The following is a 15,822-nucleotide window of genomic DNA, read 5'->3' as shown; positions in this document are numbered from 1 at the left end:
GCTTGGAATTTGGTACTTGTACTTAATCTGTGAAATTCACTTTAATTTGCGTAATTCGAAATTATGGGTTTAGCCTCATTCCTTATTCTCTTATCTGCCAAATATTCCTCAATTAAACCTGCATCAAAACTCCTGTAAATGTCCCTTAACACCTCCGGACTCAGATCTTTATTCCTGCAGATTTTCCCGGAACCTTTTTGTCCTTCGGGTATAATTTTCCCGACCTCATAATCCTTCAGAATCTCAGGAAGGATCTCGCCACCTTTTAAGATAACTTTGTTCCCTATGTCATGCAAATTATCGTCTGGACTTATATCCGGGCGAAACTGGTGCAAAATTTCTCCTTTATCCACCTCTGCAGTAGCCAGATGGAAAGTGCCACCAATACACTCGGGTTCTCCAAAGAAGTAGGGAAACAAATTTGTGGCTGAACCCCGATAGTAGGGGGAAAGGCCAAGATGCAGATTAATGATTCTCCCGGAATATTTTTCTAACAGCTGGTCCTTTATTATAGAGGTTCCAAAGAGGACAATGTAATCAGCTGTTACCTTTTCTATAGTTTTAACTACCTGCGAACTATTGATTTCTCCATGCTCTACTTCCAGTAAAGGTATATTAGAAGGAAATTCGCTGTACTCTCCAAAATATTTCTTTTCTGAAGTTTCTCTGGCTATAAAATGTTGCCTGATGAATAAGGCTTCGTCCTCGTTATAACCACCGGTTTCGGTTATGCGTGATGATTTTTGTTCAGTAACAATTAGTGCAAGATCGAGTTTCGAAGCCAGGCAGTGGGCAATATATTTATGCCGCAGGCTATTACTTGTAAGTAAAACTGTTCTTATATATGCCATTGTCTTAAAGCTGAAAGTTTAAAAGGATCTTCATTTCCAAACAAATTGTTTTTCTCGCCGGGTAGATCGTTACAGTCGTATCTGGCGATAAGAAGGCTGTCTTCTTTTAAGGAGATATTGCCTGCTCTTTCCATGGTAAATCCTAACTGAAACCCCGCCTTTTGCACAATTTCCTGAATCCCTTCACAGGAATCCCGTGAACCATAGGGGTAACTCAGCGAAACTGCCTTTTGCCCGAAGCGTTCTAAAAAGAAATCCTGCGTGTTCCGCATTTCCTTTTCAACCTCAGCAGATGAAATTAGTCCCAGGGGTAAATGCCGGTGGGAATGAGATCCTAAAACCCCTTTTTTATACAATTCCTGAAGCATTTCTTCTGTAAAGTACAGCTCTTCTGCAACTTTCTCTTCCTCAAAGACTTCAGCAAACAAAGGATCCACAAACTTCTTTTGCTGTTCGAGGCTAAGTTTAAAATTAAGTAGATATTTCAAAAGGGCGTTTTCTTTGCTGTCGTAATTATAATGTTTTACAGCAGCCTTTTCTTCTATTTCTGAAAGTGAATTTACCTCCAATTCCTGCAGCAGCTCTTTCGGGGCTACCTGTGACCGCAGTAAATGGATCTTATGTACCAAAGAAACTTTCTTGTCACTGAAGTTGGAGGTGTTGATAAAAAAAATGTAAGGAATCCCCATCTCCTCCAGCATAGGTTTGGCAAGTTCATACTGTTCTTTCAAACCATCATCAAAAGTGATGAGAAAAAAGTTCTTTTCAAATGCCCTTTTTGGATGGTAAAGTAAATCCTGCTGGGAAATAAAATTTCCAAACCTGGAGAGCTGTTCCAGCTGTGCTTTAAATTTTGAAGGAGTCAAACCAAAAATACTTGGATATGGTGCGGAAAAATCTTCCCGGATGTAATGATAATTGGCGACTATAAGCATTTAAGAAGTATTAAAATCAAAAGTAGATATTTCTATTGGATGGAAAAATAAACCTTTCTATAATATAGGTTAATCAGAGTCCATTTGCCCCGGTATAATTTATTTTTTTAGCTCTACGGGGTAATGTCATAATATTTGACCTGGCGAAACTGACATTGGTGCAGTTAAAACTTCCGATTGTCGCTATAAAATGAAAATCTGAAAAGCGATAAAATATTCTTATAATTACACTTCAATAAAATCCATGGGTACTATTCAAATTTTAAATATTCCGAGTTATGTTAGTAGCTATTATTTGGCGGGATTAAATGAAATTGGACGTTTTGAATATGAACCAAATGAGGAATTCAGAAAATGGAACGGTACACCCATTCTGATCCTAAGAATAGGTAAAAAAAATATTGTTATTGACAATCACGATCCCATAGGTGTACAACAGGGGTTATACGATGAGGCTGCTTTGTATTACACTACAAATAAGCTCAAAGAGAAGCCAGACTACAATTTGCCAAAGGTTAGAGCCCTGTTTCCACATTACCCGGTTAATTTGTGGTGGCTTTATAAGAAACTATTTGGATTCGACTGGTATCGGGAGTGTGGTCTTGAAAAAGTTTTGAGAGACATAAGCGCTCACACCAAGCGCCCCCCTTACCGGAATTTTAAGAACACTTACGAATTTACTAACTATATTTTTTTTTCCGGGTCTATTTGGAAAAAGGAGGGCGAGGCGAATATTCAACGAGCACAGTTCATAAAAACCTGCCGAAGTAATTCCACGATTAACTTTGAAGGAGGATTAGTACCTCGAAAAGAGGGAAATTTTTCGCAATTGGATGAGGCCTTAGGCACTAAAAGATATAGTTGGAAAGAATTTGAAAAAAAATCCTCTCGTTCAATGGTTAATTTCAACAACCCGGCTGTATTAGGGGCTATAAGTTGGAGAGTGGGAGAATATCTGAATTTAGGAACATTTCTGCTTTCTCTTCCATGGAAAATCTACTTACCAGTCTTTCCAATTCATGGCGAAGAAATTCATATGATTGAAGATACGCGGGAAATTCCTGAATTATTTAAATTTCTGCTAAGGAACCCAACCTATCACAAGAAAGTGGCTTCTGGAGGGAAAAAATACTTTCATAATAATTGTACTCCCAGATCTCAGATCCTGCGTATATATAAAGATATAACACAAGATTTCTAGCAAATTTATAGAAAAAAATTGGATTCGATAAAACAATTATAATGGCAGTTTGTGTAAGTATATTTATGTTAACTTATAATCAGGAAAAATACATAGCACAGGCTATAGAAGGTGTTCTGAAACAGCTTACGAGCTTTAATTATGAATTAGTGATCGGAGAAGATTGCAGTACGGACCAAACAAGAAAAATTTGCATAAAATATGCTGAAGAGAATCCGAAAAAAATAAAGCTATTGCTTAACAAAAGGAATCTGGGTTTAGGAGCAAATTATGTGAAAACCTATAGTGCCTGTACTGGAAGATATGTTGCGATCTGCGATGGAGACGATTATTGGATAGATCCTCTGAAACTTCAGAAGCAGGTGGAGTTTTTAGAAGAAAATCCCGATTTTAATATTATTTATACAAACAAGATTGATTTATTTCCAACCGGTAAAAAAGATGAACCTAGAAAAAATAATGGCCCACAAATTTCAAATTTTGAGGATCTGGTAAAAGGTAATTATATTGCCTCCGTTACTGCATTATTTAGGAAGGTGCCACTTACTGATAAAATGAAACAGTGGATTCCTTCTTTTCCTTATGGAGACTGGCCTACTTATTTGCTGGTAATAAGCCAGGGAGGAAAAATTTATTACTTAAATAAACCTACCGCTGTTTATCGAAAGGGTTTTGGAACTTCTACGTCTTTAAGACAGGAAAAAAGTAAACCAGGAGAGGTGAATGTTGATATACTTCAGCATTTAAAAGCCGATCCTGTATTTAAAAAAAGAATTAATTTACTTCAAGAGAGTATATTAAATTTTAGAATCGGTATTATGGCTAGCTATATTAAAGAGGGACGGTACTTAAAATCTTTTTTAATGATGACCCAACTTTTTTTATTTAAACAAAATTTTTCGGTTCCTAGATTATATCTATATTCTCTAAGAAGAAAAAAGTCACTGAAAAATTGAAAAAAATTCTTTTTATCACACACGACGCATCCCGCACGGGTGCTCCAATAGTTTTACTTTATTTTATTAAATGGCTGAAACAGAATTATGCACAGTATTATATTGATATTTTAGCTTTAAAGGGAGGAGAACTGGAGGAAGATTTTAGAAAAGCAGGAGATAATTTCACGATAAAGCCTCAGAATTCGAGTCTTCCATTATATGGTGTAATTAAGAAAAATTTCTTGGGCTTTTTAGGGTTTGATGATTTATGGATAAAAGAATTCGCACAGAAGAATTATAGCGTAATTTACGCTAATACAGTATCTTCACTCCCTGTAGCTTCACAAATATTAAGTTATTGCAATAGCAAACTAATATGTCATGTCCATGAATTGGAGACAGTTATACAACTTGTCCTTCCTACTTTTGATATGTACATAAATAAAATCAGCTTTTTTATAGCAGCCTCAAATCTTGTAAGAAAAAATTTAATAGATAATCATAAAGTTCTTCCTGGAAAAGTAAATACTATTTACGAATTTTCTCCCATGGAAGTTATAGGTGAAGATAACAAGGAATTAAATAATTTCACCGTGGGAACATCCGGCACCTTACACTGGAGAAAAGGAGGAGATATTTTTTTACAGGTATGCAGATATTTAAATAAAAATTATCCTTATTTGCCAATTCATTTTAACTGGGTGGGATCTCTTCCAGTTACAGAGAAATTAATTATGGATGAGGATATTAGAAAATTAGGTCTCCAAAATAAACTTAGTTTTAAGGGTCCTACAAGTGATCCTTATAATTCTTATAAAAGTTTTGACGTTTTTCTTCTCACTTCGCGGGAAGATCCATTTCCTTTAGTATGTATTGAAGTGGGTAGGATGGGTATACCAATCATTTGTTTTGAAGATGCAACAGGTACCACCGAGATTTTAAAAATTGGCGGTGGTACCATAGTGCCCTATCTTAGTATTGAAGAGATGGCTGAGCAGATCGTTAAATACTATGAGGATAGGGAACTTCTCTGCCGGCATGGGCGGGAGAGTAGAAAATTATTTTCTAAGTTTACACCAGCTGAAATCTGCCCTCAAATTTATAATTCATTGAATATTTATCTGGAATCAGGTAATTAAGATATCAGGAAAATACAACCTTAATATAAATGGCTTTAGAAACCAGGATATATCAAAAAGAAAATAATTTAAGTCTGGGAAAACATCTAAAGGAGAGCCTTAATGATATCTATAACTCCCGGTTTTTAGCAAGGCAACTAGCTGAAAGGGATATAAAGGCACAATATCGACAATCTTATTTAGGAATTTTATGGGCTTTTTTAACTCCACTTGCTACTGCGGCAGTTTGGGTATTCTTAAATCTTTCAGGAACTATCCAGGTCACAGATACTGGTATTCCCTATCCGGTGTTTGTATTTTCGGGAACTTTACTGTGGTCAATAATTACAGAGGCAATTAACTCTCCATCTCAAAGCACTAATTCTGCTCGCGGATTACTGAGTAAGATCAATTTCCCAAAGGAGGCATTAATCATTTCCGGGGTTTATAAATTATTGTTTAATGCATCTGTAAAGATTGCTTTACTTTTGATCTTCATTTTTTTATTTGGACTGGGTTTTCACTGGGGCTTATTATTATTGCCCTTTGCAATTGTTGGAGCCTTATTGTTTGGGACCACAATCGGGTTATTCCTAACGCCCATTGGGATGTTATATAAGGATGTGGCTAAAATTACTTCTATGGGATTTAGTTTCTTAATGTATATAACTCCAGTAGTTTATGCCATGCCAAAAGAAGGGATGATGAGAACAATAATGGAGTTTAATCCCTTCACTCCGGTTATATTAACCAGTCGTGATCTTTTAACTGGTGCTTCACCAGAATTCTTGACCTATTATATGATATTAATGGTACTTTGTTTACCATTGTTTATTATTGCATTGCTATTATATAGGATCTCCATCCCAATAATCGTTGAACGATTAAGTGCTTGATATATGGAAAAAGGTGAAACATTAGTCGAGGTAGAGGGGCTTTCTAAAAAATTTTGCAAAGACTTAAAAACGAGTCTAAATTATGGGATTAAAGACCTTTTTTCTAATCTTTTTGGAAATAAAGAAAAGCGTGAACTTAGAGATAAAGAATTCTGGGCTGTAAAAGATATCAATTTTAAATTACGGCGCGGCGAATGCCTGGGACTAATTGGACATAATGGTGCCGGGAAATCTACTCTGCTAAAAATCTTAAACGGGCTCATTAAACCGGATGCGGGAAAGGTTACCATTAAAGGACGGGTTGGAGCCCTTATAGAATTAGGGGCGGGATTTAACTCCATATTAAGCGGGAGAGAGAATATTTATAATAATGGAGCAGTTTTAGGATTCTCCAGGAAAGAAGTTGATGAAAAGCTAGAAGAAATAATTGATTTTGCTGAAATTCGGGAATTTATAGATATGCCGGTTCAAAACTACAGCAGTGGGATGAAGGTTCGCCTCGGCTTTGCCATTGCAGCCCAAATGGAACCTGATGTGTTGCTTATCGATGAGGTTCTGGCAGTAGGCGACTTAGGTTTTATTCTGAAATGTTTTAAAACAATTGACCAGATTCTTCCGAATACAGCGATCATTTTCGTTTCCCATAGTATGCCGATGATTTCCCGAATGTGTAATGAGATTATTTTAATGGAGAATGGGGAAGTGAAATTCCAGGGAGAGAATGTTTCCCTTGGAATAGACCTTTATCATGAAAAATTTCTCACAAATGAAGAATCGGATGTAGTCTTTACTGATAATTCAATAAGCCTGTCAAAAGCTTATGTGGAGGACGTTTCAATATTTAATAATCTTTATTTGGTCCCCTGGGGTGAGAGTGTAACTCTGAATTTCATAATTGAGGTTCATTCTCTCGAGAAGATTCCTTTTATTTCCCTTGCTGTATATGATAAGGAACAGCGGGGTATTGCGGAGGTTTTTCCCGAAGGACAAGAATTAAACCGGATTAATGGTCAAAAGGAGATTCACCTCCGATTTAGTCTAAAAAACCTTTACATGTCTAAAGGGATTTATAATGTTACATTCACTGCTTCCGACGAAAGGGGGAAAAATACTTTTTATAAAATACATAAAGCGGTGAGTATCAAAATAGATCATAATGTTCAGATTTGGACTCCTTTTTTACTCGAGTCTCATTTGATAGATAGTGAAACCCGCTGATTATGAGAAAATTTTTTATAATATTAATGAAGAGGATTTTCGGCAGGATGGGCTTTAAGATTTTAAGTTTAGAAAATTATAAGAGATTGATGGAGAGGGAAGCTGTTCCGTATCTTACATATAATAAGGACCAGCTTCTACAAGATTTTTACAACCTTCTTAAGGATCAGGATTTTCATCCGGAAAACATTTTTGATATTGGTGCTAATAAGGGCACGTGGAGTAAAGAATGTATGAGGGCTTTCCCCAATTCCCGGTACTATTTATTTGAGCCTCAAAAAGAGTTGGAATCTGATATCCATGAAAATCTGAAAAAGTGTGGTAATTATGAAGTTTTTCAGGTTGGCGTGGGTAATACCAATAAGGAAATGAATTTCACCATTCACGAACGGGACGACAGTTGTTCATTTCTTTATTCGGTGGACGAAGCTTCCGAACGGGGCTTTAAACAAGTGAATATTCCTATGGTAAGACTGGAAGACTTTGTGAAGACACAAGGACTCGAATATCCTTCAATGATTAAAATAGATGCTGAAGGGCTTGATCTTGAGGTTCTTGAAGGAACAGGAGATCTGCTTTCCCATACAGAAGTGATTCTGGTGGAGGCAGGAGTGATGAACAAAAGAATTCCTAATACTATGCTGAAGGTTTTGGAAAATTTGGATTCAAAAGGTTTCAGGATGTTCGATATTACCGAAATGAATAGACCGTTCTCCAACGGTGTATTGTGGTTGTGTGAGTTGGTTTTTATAAAGAAGAATGGCGTTTTAGATAAAAAAATATAACTCATTAGGAATGATTACAGTAACCAAAACCTTTTTGCCTCCACAGGAAGAATACCAGGCGATTTTAAGTCGTGCCTGGGATGCCGGGTGGATCACAAATCGTGGTGTGCTGGTAAAAGAACTCGAAGAAAAGCTTAAGACCTATTTAGGGGTTCCGAATATTATTGCTACAACTAACGGTACCCTTCCTCTTCAGATAGCGATTAAAGCATTAGGTTTAACCGGGGAGATAATTACCACTCCTTTTTCATATGTCGCCACTACAAGTAGTATTGTCTGGGAAAATTGTAAACCTGTTTTTGTCGACATTCATCCCGACTATTTTACAATTGATGAGTCCCTTATTGAAGCCGCAGTTACTGATAGAACTACCGCAATCTTAGCAACTCATGTTTTTGGGAATCCCTGTAATGTAGAAGCAATAGAGAAAATTGCAGTTAAACATAATTTAAAGGTAATTTATGATGGCGCACATTGTTTTGGAGTAACATATAAAGGTACTTCTATATTTAATTTTGGTGATGTAAGCACCTGCAGTTTTCATGCGACCAAACTCTTTCATACCGGGGAAGGGGGTGCTATTTTTTGTGGGGATGCAAACCTTTCCCAGAAACTATATTTTCATCACAATTTTGGGCACGATGGTCCCGACAAATTCAAAGGAATTGGGATAAACGCTAAAATGAGTGAATTGCAAGCCGCGCTGGGCTTAGCTGTCTTCGTTTATATCAATACTCTTATCACCGGGCGAAAAAAGGTGTTTCAATACTATTATGAGAGATTGGTAGAGGAGAAAAATATTCGCCTCCTAAAGATTAGACCTGAAACTGAGCTGAATTACTCTTATTTTCCTGTAATATTTGAAAATGAAGAGGTTTGCTTAAAGGTTAAACAAAGATTAGAGAAATTATATATATATCCCAGAAGATACTTTTATCCTTCTCTAAATTTGATGGATTATGCTGAGGGAGATAGCTGCCTTATTGCTGAAAATTACTCTACACAAATTTTATGTCTTCCTATGTACCACGATTTATCTGCTGAATCTCAAGAATTCATTATTTTGATTATACAACAGGTGCTAAATGAATAAAATTCCATCCTTCTTCATCTTGTCGAATCCCAGAAGTGGTTCTTCCCTGTTGCGGGTGATTTGTGAAGCCCACCCAGAAGTTACTGTTCCACCTGAATGCGGTTTCATTGAGTGGTGGTATGATAAATACAAAGACTGGAAGATAGAAGACAACGAAAAGGAAAGATTTAATTCATTCTGTTTCGATTTAGCATCTTCGAGAAAATTTGAAACCTGGCATTTTAGTTTTTCTATTTTTAAAAAATATGTTAGAATTTGCCAGCCAAGAAATTATAGTGATTTAACTGCACTTGTTCATATAACATTTGGTCTTCAAAAAAATAAGAATCTTAAGGTTTGGGGGGACAAAAATAATTATTACATCCATCATATTGACCTTTTACTCAAGCTGTATCCTAGAACGAAATTTATATACATTGTCAGAGACGGGCGGGATGTTGCAGCGTCTTATATTGCTTTAAAAAAAATAAACACAGAGAGCCCTTATGTGCCTAACCTGTCTACTGATATTGCAGAAATAGCACATGAATGGAATGACAATAATATAAGTGTTTATGAAAGTTTATCTAATCTTGAAAATGAAAGAGCTCTTATTTTACGTTATGAAGATTTAGTAATAGATTTTAAATATTCTACTGAAACCATTTGTGAATTTTTAAATATTGATTTTAATCCATTAATGTTGGAATATTATAAACAGAATCTGGAGCCTAAAGAAACTTTAGACTGGAAAAAGAAGACCCTTTCAAAGCCAGACAAACTAGCTATAGGAAAATTTAAAAGAGAATTAAATAAAGAACAAATCGAGGTAATTAATACCATAGCAAAAGAAAGTTTGATAAGGTTTAATTATGAATTGTAACTCCAAAAAGAACGAGAATATTCTATTAAGCATTAGGTTGATGACCTATAACCATGGAGGATATATTGATGAGGCTTTAAAAAGTATAGACGAACAAAAGACTGAATTTCCTTTTGAGCTGGTAATAGGGGATGATTTTTCAACAGATGATACACTGGAAAAGATTAGAAATTTTAGTTTTATCAATCCTAATTTATCGGTTCATGTACTCCGCCGCCAACCAGGTGGTTCTTATCATCAGCTAAGGCAGCAAGAAGGAAGGCTGTATAATTTTATTAATATTATTGAAAATTGTAAGGGGAAATATATTGCATTACTGGATGGAGACGATTACTGGATAGATCCATTAAAGCTTCAAAAACAGGTAGATTTTTTAGAAGATCATAATGAATACGGTATATGCTTTCATAAAGTAAATCAAATTAACGAATTTAATGGTAAAACTTCTATTATACCTAACGGTTCAGGAAATGAAATTTTTAAAATAGAAGATTATATCCTAAATAATCGTACTGCAACATGTTCTATTTTATTTAAAAGAGAAATTCTGGGAAATTTCCCAGACTGGTTTTCTAATTTACCCTTTGGGGATTTAGGTGTAATTCTAATTGTCATGAAAAAATCAAACAGAAAGGCTGCTGTATTAGAAGATAATATGGGAGTTTACCGTATACATGCGGGAGGTATACATGGTTCATATCATAGAAACAAAGTCGAACTGATTAAAGCTTATAAACAGCATTTAGATTTTATTAGAATAATTGGTTCCCATTTATTAATTGAAAAAGAATATAAGCGATACATTTATCAAAAAAAAGCTCATACTTACGCTTTATTGGCTGTTTTATTCATGGAGAATGGAAAGAAGCAGAAGTATTTAAAATCCAAATTTTCCACAATATACTATTCTATATTAAAAATATTTTATTGAAAAATATTCTTTTTATTACTCATAATACCTCCCGAACAGGAGCTCCATTAGTGCTTTTGTATTTCCTCCAGTGGCTGAAGGTAAATAAGCCAGAAATTAGAATTAGCCTTCTCAATTTACAAGACGGACCATTAAATGAAAATTTTAAGAATAATTCTGATGAATATTTTGAACTTTCCAATTATAAAATGCAGGGAAAATCTTTATTAGAAATTGTAATCCATAGGATCTTTAAAAAAACAGGGTTTGTTCAGAAAAGTGCTAATAAACAGGACATTTTATTTAAAGAACTCTCCCTTAAAAATTTTGATCTTATATATGCTAATACTGTCGTTTCTCTGCCAATTGCATGCAAAATTAAAGAGTTCAATAAGGACATGAACTTAATTCTTCATCAGCATGAGTTAGAATTAGCAGTTAAAAGTTTGGTTCCTGATTTTGAGAAATTGGTTTTAAATGTAGATCATTTTATTTCAGCATCCAATAAGGTAAAGGTGTTTTTAGAGGATAATTACAACATTGACTGCAGCAAAATTAAAACTGTTTATGAATTTGTTCCGCAAAAGAAAAAGAAGATATTTCAAAAAAGTTCTTTTACCGTTGGAGGTGCAGGAACTGTGGAATGGCGAAAAGGTGTAGATCTTTTTTTACAGGTCTCCGCCTTTATAAAAATAAATTACCCAGATTACAAAATTAATTTTCAATGGGCAGGAAAAATGTCCAAGACTGATGAGTACAAATTAAATTTTGATATAAGAAGAGCAGGTCTTAGCGAAAGCGTCACATTTACTAATGAATACTCTAAACCAGAAGAAATTTTCCAAGATTTTGATGTTTTTTTAATGACTTCACGTGAGGATCCGTTCCCTTTGGTTTGTATCGAAGCCGGTATGATGGGAATTCCAATAATATGTTTTAAGGGAGCAACGGGAACTGAAGAAATTTTACTTAATGGAGGCGGTAAAATTGTTCCTTATCTTGATATAAAGGAAATGGCGATGCAAATAATTGAATATTTTAATCACCCAAAGCAAATTGTAATAGATGGAGAAAGGGCAATAGCTAGTTTTTCTGAATTTAATCCTTATGTACAGGCTCCCAAAATCTTTGAGGAGATTAAATCTTTCTAAATAATGTAATTTTATTATAATATGGTTAATTGGAATTCTTAATTGTTTAAATAGAATATTTAAAAAATAAAATTAATTCACGTTTTTATTTAAGTTGTAGTGCAAAGAGAAGAAGGGATATCTGTTATTGTATGTTCTCGGAATGTTAAAAAATCCATTTTTTTGCGGAAAAATATAGAAGAGACAATTGGTTGCGATTATGAATTTATTTCCATTGATAATTCTCAAAACAATTTTTCCATTTTTGAAGCTTACAACCTATCAAGTTTAAAATCTGTCTACCCATTCCTGGTTTTTATTCATGAAGACATTATCATACACTCAGTTAATTGGGGAAAGACCCTTTTAGATTTATTTAAAGAGCATTCACAATATGGGTTAATTGGGGTAGCCGGATCCAGAGAAAAAACTAAAATGCCTTCGGCCTGGTGGCAATCCAATGATAACGTATGGCGGATAATTCAACATTTTAAATACAAGCCTAAAGAATATTGGGAGCATGGTCTCAATGGGAAAGAATTAATCGAAGTTGCGATAATTGACGGAGTGTTTATGGCAATGAGGAAAGATTCAAAAATTAATTTTGATGAGCGCCTTAAAGGTTTTCATAATTACGACTTGTCCATATCCTTGCTAAACAGAATACATGATAAAAAGATAGGTGTTACCGGTAAAATACTAATAGAGCATTTTTCAGAGGGAAATTTGGATCAGTCCTGGTATGAATCTACTAGTGAATTTCATAGGCTGTATAAAAAAAGTTTACCAGTTCAAGTGGAGAATGATCCTTCTTCAATTTTAGAGCTAAAGAAGAAAGAAGTGACACTGGGTTTGAATTTTATTAATCAATTAATTAATCGAAATTTAACAAAAGAAGCTTTTTATTGGTGGTGGCAGCTTTTTAAATTAAAACCGGTTTCTAAGTATCATTTCAGGATTCTAAACAGACTACTTTCGTAATAATGGAACATAAAATAGCAGTAGTCATTCCATTTTACAAAATAGCTTTCTTTGAAGAGTGTCTGTCTTCCCTGGCAAGCCAGAGTAATAAGAATTTCAATGTTTATATAGGAAATGATGCCTCAAATGAGGATCCTAATAGGATTATTGAGAAGTTCGAAAGGGCACTAAACATTTCCTACAAAAGATTTGAGATTAATTTAGGACAAAAGTCATTAACAAAGCAATGGGAGAGGTGTTTGGCTTTAATAGAAAAAGAAGAATGGTTTATTTTATTAGGCGATGATGATTACCTAAGTGACAATTATGTTCAGAAATTTTACGCCAATATTAATTTAATTAAGAAATATGGATTAAAGGTCGTTCGCTATGCATCTCAGGAAATAAATGAAAAAGGTGAGGTGATTTCCAAACGCTTTGAACATCCTGTTTTTCAAACATTTAATGATGCTTTTAGCATGAGATTTTTTGAAGGTTCAAGAAGTTCTCTTTCAGAGTATATTTTTTCAGTAGAACAGTATAAAAAATATGGTTTCAGGGATCTGCCGCTAGCCTGGCATGCAGATGATCTTGCCTGGCTAGAATACAGTGAATTCGGTGACATTTTTACAATCAATAAGGCTACCGCTTTTTTTAGAATATCTACTTTGAATATTTCAAGGCCTAATTATTTACTGGAAGAAAAGGCAAATACCCAGTATTGTTTCTTTGAAATAATAGTGAAAGAATATTTAAATAAATTCGATAGGAATACTGCAAGAAAGATTTTAAAAAGATTTGAATTACTCACCTATAACCTAAATAAAGCCTCATTTAAGTTCTGGAAATTTAATATTTTGTATTTTCTGAAATACTTTGGGTTATTTGAATCCGTTAAGTTCTCACGAAGAGTTTTTTTAAAGGGAATTAAAAATGAATAAAAAGGTTTCAATTATTATTCCTAATTATAACAGGGCACACTTAATTTCCTTCACTTTAGAAAGCATTAAAAATCAGGATTATCAGAATTGGGAATGTTTGATTGTTGATGATCATTCAACAGATAATTCTTTTGAGACGATTCAAAAATTCATTCAGGCAGATCATAGATTTAAATTTTTTAAGCGTCCACAAGACCGACCTAAAGGAGCAAATGCCTGTAGAAATTTTGGATTCGAAATCAGCCAGGGATATTACGTTCAATGGTTTGACAGTGATGATATAATGATAAGAAATCACCTTAGTATCCTGATAAATGCTATAGAAAATTATAAAGTTGATTTTGCAGTTGGTGATTCTTATAATTTTATTCAGAATAAAGGTCTAACAGCTAGACCCTATAATTTTGATAAAACAAATCTAAAAATAAATGCTGAAAATTATGCTAAGCAAGTAATTGGATGGATCACTGATGATTTCTTAGGGAAAAAGGAAATTCTTAGTAGTGCCAGGTTTAATGAGGGATTTACAACTGATGGTGATGAATATAATTTTTTCACTCAACTCTTACATCAACACAGGAATGGAGTTTTTGTAAATCAAACCTTGAGTTATAGAAGAATTCATGAGAACTCTTTAAGTCATGGAGAAAACAGTGGATTGGAATATGACAGGAAAATTGCAAGCATTAAATTTATGACCTTTAAAGACATGCAGAAGTATAATGATATCTCTTTAATAAAATGGTTTTTATCCGGTTATATGTATTATGGATTTCAGACAGCTTTAAAAAAAGAATTTCCTCCTTTTTTTAAAGAAGCACTTTGGAGTATATCAAAATATTTAGGATGGAAAAAAACTGCAAGTTTTGCAATGGCTATTATTTCGGCAAAAAAATTTAGGAAAGGATATAGATTCTTGCAGAAAGCAAGGAATTCTAGTTTATGAGTAATGATAATCACTTGATAAGTATAATACTGCCAGTTTATAATGGTGAAGAATTTTTAACAGATGCTATTGAAAGCATCTTGAATCAATCTTATACGAATTTTGAACTTATCATAGTTGATGATGCTTCTACAGACAGGTCGTTATCTATAGCTCAGGAGTTTTTTCATATTGATGAAAGAATAAAAATTATTTCAAATTCAAAGAATTTATTATTACCAGAAAGTTTGAATATAGGACATCTAAATTCCAAAGGTGATTATATTACCTGGACCTCTGATGATAATAAGATGAAAGTTCACTGTCTTGACAAATTATACAAGACCATAATCGACAAAGATTGCGATCTTGTGTATTCCTACTACGATATTATCTGGGCAGACGGTGAATTGAAAAGAATTAACCACCCTGGTCCTGTAACAGGTTTGATTTTTGGTAATACTATAGGGGCATCCTTTTTATATAAAAGAGAAATTTTTGAAGAATTGAATGGATATAGGAAAGATCTATATCTGGTAGAGGATTATCATTTCTTCCTGGCTGCTTCTCTTAAATTTAATTTCTTTCACCTGAAAGAAAGTCTTTATGAGTACAGAATCCACCCACGCAGCCTGACGACAAAAATTGATGCGGATGAAGTGTATACTTTCAAGTTCAATATGGCTCTGAGAAAAGTGTATAATGAGGTAGGGAGAAATTTAAAATTTCATGAGGTCACAATAGAATTTCTCTTGTCCTCTTATTTTAATAAAGACTCTTCATTTAGCATTTACCTAAACAACAGAGATATTATTGAAAAGGATCTTCTTAATTTTCAGAAAAAATTATTTCTTTCTGATGTTGACATACTCGTTTTATTGAGAAACAGGATTAGGGAAGGCTGGAATTTAAACAAAAAGGAATTAACCCTTCGGAATTTGTTTAAGGTGTTGAGACGTGACAGGTCATTGCTTTTATCCCGAAATTATAATAGTAATCTAACTTTGAGCATTATGTATAATTGTTTTCGGAAATATAAATAATGGAATTACCTGGATT

General features: G+C 34.0%; 16 protein-coding genes. 14 read left to right on the top strand and 2 right to left on the bottom strand.

Going from position 1 to position 15,822, the window contains the following annotated elements; all coding sequences use genetic code 11:
• Positions 1–41 precede the first annotated feature (41 nt).
• Positions 42–851, bottom strand: a complete 810-nt coding sequence (locus tag ACQ93I_RS14795) for a formyltransferase family protein (RefSeq protein ID WP_431699182.1) — start codon at positions 849–851, stop codon at positions 42–44.
• A complete protein-coding gene (locus ACQ93I_RS14790) occupies positions 839–1,786 on the bottom strand; it encodes a polysaccharide deacetylase family protein (RefSeq protein WP_431699181.1) in 948 nt (315 codons plus the stop codon). Before ACQ93I_RS14790 ends, ACQ93I_RS14795 begins: the two co-directional genes overlap by 13 nt.
• 244 nt (positions 1,787–2,030) lie before the next feature.
• Between ACQ93I_RS14790 and ACQ93I_RS14785 the strand changes: the two genes are divergently transcribed.
• The 14 genes from ACQ93I_RS14785 to ACQ93I_RS14720 all read left to right on the top strand — a co-directional run bounded on the left by ACQ93I_RS14785 (position 2,031) and on the right by ACQ93I_RS14720 (position 15,806).
• The gene (locus ACQ93I_RS14785; protein WP_431699180.1) at positions 2,031–2,987 is read left to right on the top strand and encodes a glycosyltransferase; all 957 of its coding nucleotides are present in this window, start codon (positions 2,031–2,033) and stop codon (positions 2,985–2,987) included.
• Positions 2,988–3,028: 41 nt separating this feature from the next.
• Positions 3,029–3,943, top strand: coding sequence for a glycosyltransferase (locus ACQ93I_RS14780; RefSeq protein ID WP_431699179.1), 915 nt, complete (start codon positions 3,029–3,031; stop codon positions 3,941–3,943).
• Complete coding sequence (locus tag ACQ93I_RS14775; protein WP_431699178.1) at positions 3,940–5,064, top strand: glycosyltransferase; 1,125 nt, start codon at positions 3,940–3,942, stop codon at positions 5,062–5,064. The genes ACQ93I_RS14780 and ACQ93I_RS14775 overlap by 4 nt, the downstream gene beginning before the upstream one ends.
• Positions 5,065–5,093: 29 nt before the next feature.
• A complete protein-coding gene (locus ACQ93I_RS14770; protein WP_431699177.1) occupies positions 5,094–5,939 on the top strand; it encodes an ABC transporter permease in 846 nt (281 codons plus the stop codon).
• Positions 5,940–5,942: 3 nt separating this feature from the next.
• Positions 5,943–7,157, top strand: coding sequence for an ABC transporter ATP-binding protein (locus ACQ93I_RS14765; protein WP_431699176.1), 1,215 nt, complete (start codon positions 5,943–5,945; stop codon positions 7,155–7,157).
• A gap of 26 nt (positions 7,158–7,183) precedes the next feature.
• Positions 7,184–7,942 (top strand): FkbM family methyltransferase, encoded by a 759-nt coding sequence (locus ACQ93I_RS14760; protein WP_431699175.1) that lies wholly within the window; start codon positions 7,184–7,186, stop codon positions 7,940–7,942.
• 10 nt (positions 7,943–7,952) lie between these two features.
• Complete coding sequence (locus ACQ93I_RS14755; protein WP_431699174.1) at positions 7,953–9,035, top strand: DegT/DnrJ/EryC1/StrS family aminotransferase; 1,083 nt, start codon at positions 7,953–7,955, stop codon at positions 9,033–9,035.
• Positions 9,028–9,897, top strand: a complete 870-nt coding sequence (locus ACQ93I_RS14750) for a sulfotransferase family protein (RefSeq protein ID WP_431699173.1) — start codon at positions 9,028–9,030, stop codon at positions 9,895–9,897. Before ACQ93I_RS14755 ends, ACQ93I_RS14750 begins: the two co-directional genes overlap by 8 nt.
• 40 nt (positions 9,898–9,937) lie before the next feature.
• On the top strand, positions 9,938–10,828 hold the full coding sequence (locus ACQ93I_RS14745; protein ID WP_431699172.1) for a glycosyltransferase family 2 protein: 891 nt from the start codon (positions 9,938–9,940) through the stop codon (positions 10,826–10,828).
• Positions 10,825–11,958 (top strand): glycosyltransferase, encoded by a 1,134-nt coding sequence (locus ACQ93I_RS14740; RefSeq protein WP_431699171.1) that lies wholly within the window; start codon positions 10,825–10,827, stop codon positions 11,956–11,958. Before ACQ93I_RS14745 ends, ACQ93I_RS14740 begins: the two co-directional genes overlap by 4 nt.
• Before the next feature lie 99 nt (positions 11,959–12,057).
• Entirely contained in the window at positions 12,058–12,918 is an 861-nt protein-coding gene (locus tag ACQ93I_RS14735) for a glycosyltransferase (protein ID WP_431699170.1), read from the top strand.
• A gap of 2 nt (positions 12,919–12,920) precedes the next feature.
• Positions 12,921–13,838, top strand: coding sequence for a glycosyltransferase family 2 protein (locus tag ACQ93I_RS14730; protein WP_431699168.1), 918 nt, complete (start codon positions 12,921–12,923; stop codon positions 13,836–13,838).
• On the top strand, positions 13,831–14,784 hold the full coding sequence (locus ACQ93I_RS14725; RefSeq protein WP_431699167.1) for a glycosyltransferase family 2 protein: 954 nt from the start codon (positions 13,831–13,833) through the stop codon (positions 14,782–14,784). The genes ACQ93I_RS14730 and ACQ93I_RS14725 overlap by 8 nt, the downstream gene beginning before the upstream one ends.
• Positions 14,781–15,806, top strand: coding sequence for a glycosyltransferase family 2 protein (locus ACQ93I_RS14720; RefSeq protein ID WP_431699166.1), 1,026 nt, complete (start codon positions 14,781–14,783; stop codon positions 15,804–15,806). Before ACQ93I_RS14725 ends, ACQ93I_RS14720 begins: the two co-directional genes overlap by 4 nt.
• Positions 15,807–15,822: the final 16 nt, after the last annotated feature.

This window comes from Salinimicrobium sp. WS361, from assembly GCF_050750585.1.
In the GTDB taxonomy this organism is placed as follows: Bacteria; Bacteroidota; Bacteroidia; order Flavobacteriales; family Flavobacteriaceae; genus Salinimicrobium.
The sequence above is the reverse complement of the archived record's forward strand: the minus strand, read 5'-3'. Positions and strand labels throughout refer to the sequence as shown.